We start from the raw sequence: 5,013 nt of genomic DNA on the forward strand, positions 1-5,013 counted from the left end.
TATTATTGTAAAGAAGTTAACGACTTAACATGAAGTAAATCACTATTATTTTTCTATACTTGCTATTTTTAGCAAAACCCGCAAATAACGTGATTCATGTTCTATTATAAAAAATAGTGATCATGTATGAATAAAATTAAAAATAATATTTTAATTTTATCAATATCTTGAAGAATATTATATTTTAACGATAGGGAAAAACTATCACTCTCGTATTTTTATGATTTTTATAAGAAATGATTCTTTTTGTAGTCACTTGGTATAATATGCGTGCAAATTTTATGTATAAACGTTTGATCAATGTTTTCCTTTCTTTCAATTGAGTTTGCACTCTCTTTTATAGGCTTTTTTTGCCTCTATTGGGGCTTACGGAAAATGCCCCAAATGCAAAATATTTTGTTGGTCATCGCAAGTTATCTTTGTATTTTTTTGATGTCAAACTGGATTGCAGTTTCTGTCATTGCAACATATAGCTGTATCATTTATTTTTTGTCGATTGCGATGGATCGTTGGCAAATTCATAAAAAAAAGATATTGCTCTCAGGAATTGTTTTTACGCTGCTACAATTGGCATTTTTTAAATATTATGATTTCTTCCGACAAGAAAGTAGCTTGGCTTTAGATGCATTGCATTTAGACAGTTCATTTTTAATTTCTAATCTATTGTTACCTTTAGGTTTATCTTATTATTCTTTCCAATCGATTAGTTACTTATTGAGTCGTTATCATCAAGAAACTGAAGTTCCTCGTTTTAATCTTCCTCAACTTTTATTACATTTTTCATTTTTTGCAACGATTACCGCAGGGCCAATTGCGCGTGCAAAAAGCGCTAAAGGTTTAACTGATATTCAGCAGCAACCTTGTGGGATGAGTGCTCAAATTTGCCAAACTGAGCCACGAAAAATTTTATATCCAAGTTTGGCATTTGCATTGATTTTACTTGCATTGATTAAAAAATGGTGGATTGCAGGTTGGCTGGCAGATCATTGGGTCAACCCCGTTTTTGAAAACCCCATGCAATACCATGCTTTAGAAGTGCTTTGTGCAATCTATGGCTATACCTTACAACTTTTTCTAGATTTTTCTGGATATAGTGAAATGATGGTGGCATTTGGTTTGTTATTAGGTTTTCGATTACCTGTAAACTTTCGTGCCCCGTTACTCGCGCATAATATTCGTGATTTTTGGGACAAATGGCACATTAGCCTGTCTACTTGGATTCGGGACTATATCTATATTCCGTTAGGCGGTAGCCGTGGCGGATTTGCACGTACTCAAGTTAATTTATTGATTGCAATGGTTTTGTCTGGCGTTTGGCATGGTTCGGGCTGGAATTTTTTCCTGTGGGGACTCTTACATGGTCTTGGCTTGGTGCTACTCAATATCTGCGATAAAGTCTATGAAAAAGTCCGCAAAGTGAGTCCACGTGAGTCACGAAATGTTTTAGCCAATACAGGATGGTTGGGCAAAGTCATAGGTACTTTCGTTACCATTCATTTTGTCTGTTTCTGCTTTGTATTTTTCCGTGCCAAAAGCCTAGATGAAGCATTACAAGTATTTCAGGCTTTATTTCAAAATACTGTGAACGTATCTTGGACAAACAATCCATTGTATTTACTCAGTATATTATTGATTTCATGGATAGCTTATCCTTTTGTTCGACATTACACACCAAAACTGAGTTCAATATTTGGTCGCGTTCCTAAATATGCGGTTTCCATTCCTTTATTTGTTGTGTTTTTACTTGTACTGATTTGCGCACCTTCGGGTATTCCAGGATTTATTTATGCAAACTTCTGATACGGATATTATAAGTTCTTCGCTACAACAGCCACAGCAGCCCGAATGTGTACAAGAACAGCTTGAACAGCGCCAAAATTTTTTATATGTGTTGTTTATTTTACTGGCATTTGCATTGACCTCAATTTGGATTATGCAAAACTCAGTCAATGCTTATTTTCAGCAGACTTATCATAAAGATAGCCCATTTTCAGGCTTAGATCAGTTTCACATTTGGCATATTGGTGGTGAAATTGGCGACTATTTATATGGTGAAAATGGTCAATATGATGATCATGTCAATCAAATCAATACACAAGTTATTGATGGATTTAACCAAGATTATGCTTATACACCTGAGTATAAGGCGGCTGAAGCAAAACGTTTGCAAGAAGAACAGCGCAAGTTAGCATTACTTGAAAAACAGAAAGCAAAACAAGCATTTGATCAGCGCTTTATGCTGACAGGGCAAGATCAGGTATTTTTTGCGGGTGACTCGATGATGCAAGGCGTCGCACCTCATGTACAAAAAGTACTTGAAGATAAAGGCATCCAAACCATTAATTTAAGTAAACAAAGTACAGGTTTGACCTATCCAAAATTCTTTGACTGGCCAAAAACAATTCGTGAAACCTTAAAAAGTAACCCACGCATTAAAGTTTTGGTGGTCTTCTTAGGGCCAAATGACCCTTGGGATATGTTTGATGCAACAAGCAAACATTGGCTAACCTTCAAATCAGCAGAATGGGAAACACAATATCGTGCCCGTATTGATAGCATTTTGAGTGAAGCACGTAAACACCATGTCAGTGTGATGTGGCTTACACCGCCGAATATGCACAAAGATCAATTGAATGAGCAAATGATTTATCTGAATCAAGTGATTCAGAGCGAAGTGCAAAAGTCCAATGAGTTTGTGATTGACTCTCGTCCAATTATGGGTGGAAAAAACAACCATTTTACTGAAAGCATGAATACTGCTGAAGGAAATGTGAAGATGCGTAGTGCTGACGGGATACATTTTACAGTTGAAGGACAGAAAATCATCGCGCACAATATTTTGCAATACTTACATTTAGCAAATTAAGCGACTTTTGAATGAAAATGAAAACCTTTAAAAGATGTAGCCTTTTGTGGGCTGCATCTATGCTGAGTCTTGGCGTATCTGCGGGTCAACTTTCTAATTTCCAAGAACCGAATACAGCCCAATTGGTTAAAGGTATTCAACAACATCAGTTAAATGTTGTGCAGTTTGGTGATTCACATACGGCTGCGGACTACATGAGCAATGCGCTTAGAACGACATTACAAAATCAATTGGGAAATGGGGGCATGGGATGGGGAATGCCAATGTATTTTTCAGGACAACGTTTAACCCGTTTTGGTTATGACAATAGTCACTGGCAACCTATTTCCATTCGTTCACAGCCCAATGCAAACTATACGCTAGGAGGCTTGCTTGCATATCCTCTGACAGAAGGTGCGACATTAACCATTAAAGCCAAACAATCTGAGCAACGCCAAAAGATTACAGTGAGTATTCGTCAAGGCGCGCAAGACAGTGATTTTGTTGGGGTCGATAGTCAAGGGCAACGCTTTAGCTTAAGTGCGCCAGTGAAAAATAATACATGGCAGTTACAGACATTTGAAGCACAATTACCTTTTACCATTACTGCACCTCACAATCCACAGTCTGTGATTGGAGGATGGTGGGCAAAAAATGCCACAGGTTCTGGAGCAGTGGTTTCAGCCCTTGGTATTAATGGTGCACAGCTTCAATCTTGGAACAATTGGAACAGTGCGTGGAAACAACAACTTGGTCAACTCAAATTTAATTTGATTATTTTGGCGTATGGGACAAATGAAGCCTATAACAGATATGACCTTGAACAAGAGCGCCAAATTTTATTGGGACGTATCCACGATATTCGTGAAGCTTCACCACAAAGTGCAATTTTAATTGTGTCTGCACCTGAGAGTCTAAAAGATAAATCTGGTGAATGTGGTACACGACCTGCTCAACTCACCCAATTTCAAACCATGCAACGTGAAGTCGCAACACAAGCTCATACCTTATTTTGGGACTGGCAAGCTGCAATGGGGGGAAGTTGTAGTATGAAAAAATGGATGGAACGCGGAGATGCGGCGCGGGACGGCGTACATTTTTCAGCTTCAGGTTATACGAAATTGGGAGATATGCTGGGTAATGATATCTTGGCATTGGCAGGGCAATCTGCACCAACCACCACGCGATCGAGTGCAGTTGCAGCATTACCAAAATCAGGATTATCTGTACAAAATAATACAGTGAGCAGTTTGGGCTATGCCAGTATTTGTGATGTTGAAGATCAAAATAGCTGTAAAACGATTCATTAAATCAATGAATTGAATTAATAAAAAAAGACCTGCAATAACAGGTCTTTTTTTATGAGTGAATTACTGATGTACGACCAATACAGGAACAGTACCTTCTTCCAAAATCGCTTGAGTGACACTGCCCAAGAGTAATTTTTTAAAGCCTTTACGACCATGTGAGCCAATCACAATCAGATCAGCTGCTAACTCAGCAGTCGCTTCGACAATAACTTTATGGACGGTCTGACCTTCAAGAATTTGAGTTTCAGCATTCACGCCTTCTTGGGTAAATAAAGCTTTTGCTTGTTCAAGAATACTTTGAATTTCTTCTTTTGCTTTAACCACATAATCATTAATAAATTGATCTGTGTTCACAAACTCTACTGCAACAAATGGGTCAATTGCCAGTACACATACAGCAGTAACTTTACTGTTAAATGCTTTTGCAATTTCAGCGGCTTGTTTGACTGCCACAAGTGAAGTTTCTGAACCATCAACTGGTACTAAAATATGTTGGTAAGCCATTTTAATTACTCCTGAGTTGTCCGTAGACACTGGATACTTTTGTTAGATTTTACTCTTTGTGAAGTCTAAGTGTCTTATTCATCAGAATTTCTAGTTATTTTGACCAGAGGATTTCAGTGAAGTACACATGCTTTAAGGCTAGCATTTTTACAATGATGAAAAAAGAGGGAGAGCATGTACTTTCAATGAATAAAATCTATGCTAATCCTTATAAATATTGGGGAATAAGCTTAACTTTCATCTTTCTTTCATAATCTGCTGCCCATAATAGCCATCATTTTTTAGAGTGAACCCTCATGGATAATAAATCAGACATTCACAACTTAGATAACTTAATTGAAGAATTTAAATTAA

General features: G+C 37.4%; 4 protein-coding genes. 3 read left to right on the forward strand and 1 reads right to left on the reverse strand.

The window, feature by feature from the left end; genetic code table 11:
• Positions 1 to 384 precede the first annotated feature (384 nt).
• The 3 genes from GBN19_RS14495 to GBN19_RS14505 are packed head-to-tail and all read left to right on the forward strand — an operon-like array spanning position 385 to position 4,155.
• Positions 385 to 1,800 (forward strand): MBOAT family O-acyltransferase, encoded by a 1,416-nt coding sequence (locus GBN19_RS14495; RefSeq protein WP_308469265.1) that lies wholly within the window; start codon positions 385 to 387, stop codon positions 1,798 to 1,800.
• Positions 1,787 to 2,866 carry a DUF459 domain-containing protein gene (locus tag GBN19_RS14500; RefSeq protein WP_151778611.1) on the forward strand — a complete coding sequence of 360 codons (1,080 nt, stop codon included), beginning with the start codon at positions 1,787 to 1,789 and terminating at the stop codon, positions 2,864 to 2,866. The genes GBN19_RS14495 and GBN19_RS14500 overlap by 14 nt, the downstream gene beginning before the upstream one ends.
• 44 nt (positions 2,867 to 2,910) lie before the next feature.
• Positions 2,911 to 4,155 carry a GDSL-type esterase/lipase family protein gene (locus tag GBN19_RS14505; protein WP_228271295.1) on the forward strand — a complete coding sequence of 415 codons (1,245 nt, stop codon included), beginning with the start codon at positions 2,911 to 2,913 and terminating at the stop codon, positions 4,153 to 4,155.
• Positions 4,156 to 4,215: 60 nt separating this feature from the next.
• Here GBN19_RS14505 and GBN19_RS14510 read toward each other — a convergent pair whose 3' ends face one another.
• The gene (locus GBN19_RS14510; RefSeq protein WP_151778613.1) at positions 4,216 to 4,659 is read right to left on the reverse strand and encodes a universal stress protein; all 444 of its coding nucleotides are present in this window, start codon (positions 4,657 to 4,659) and stop codon (positions 4,216 to 4,218) included.
• Positions 4,660 to 5,013: the final 354 nt, after the last annotated feature.

The sequence above is a fragment of the Acinetobacter brisouii genome, assembly GCF_008993995.1.
GTDB lineage: Bacteria > Pseudomonadota > Gammaproteobacteria > Pseudomonadales > Moraxellaceae > Acinetobacter > Acinetobacter brisouii_A.

Coding starts and splice junctions, on each gene's coding strand:
- GBN19_RS14495 (WP_308469265.1), top strand. CDS start 385: ATGCAAAATATTTTGTTGGTCATCGCAAGTTATCTTTGTATTTTTTTG.
- GBN19_RS14500 (WP_151778611.1), top strand. CDS start 1,787: ATGCAAACTTCTGATACGGATATTATAAGTTCTTCGCTACAACAGCCA.
- GBN19_RS14510 (WP_151778613.1), bottom strand. CDS start 4,659: ATGGCTTACCAACATATTTTAGTACCAGTTGATGGTTCAGAAACTTCA.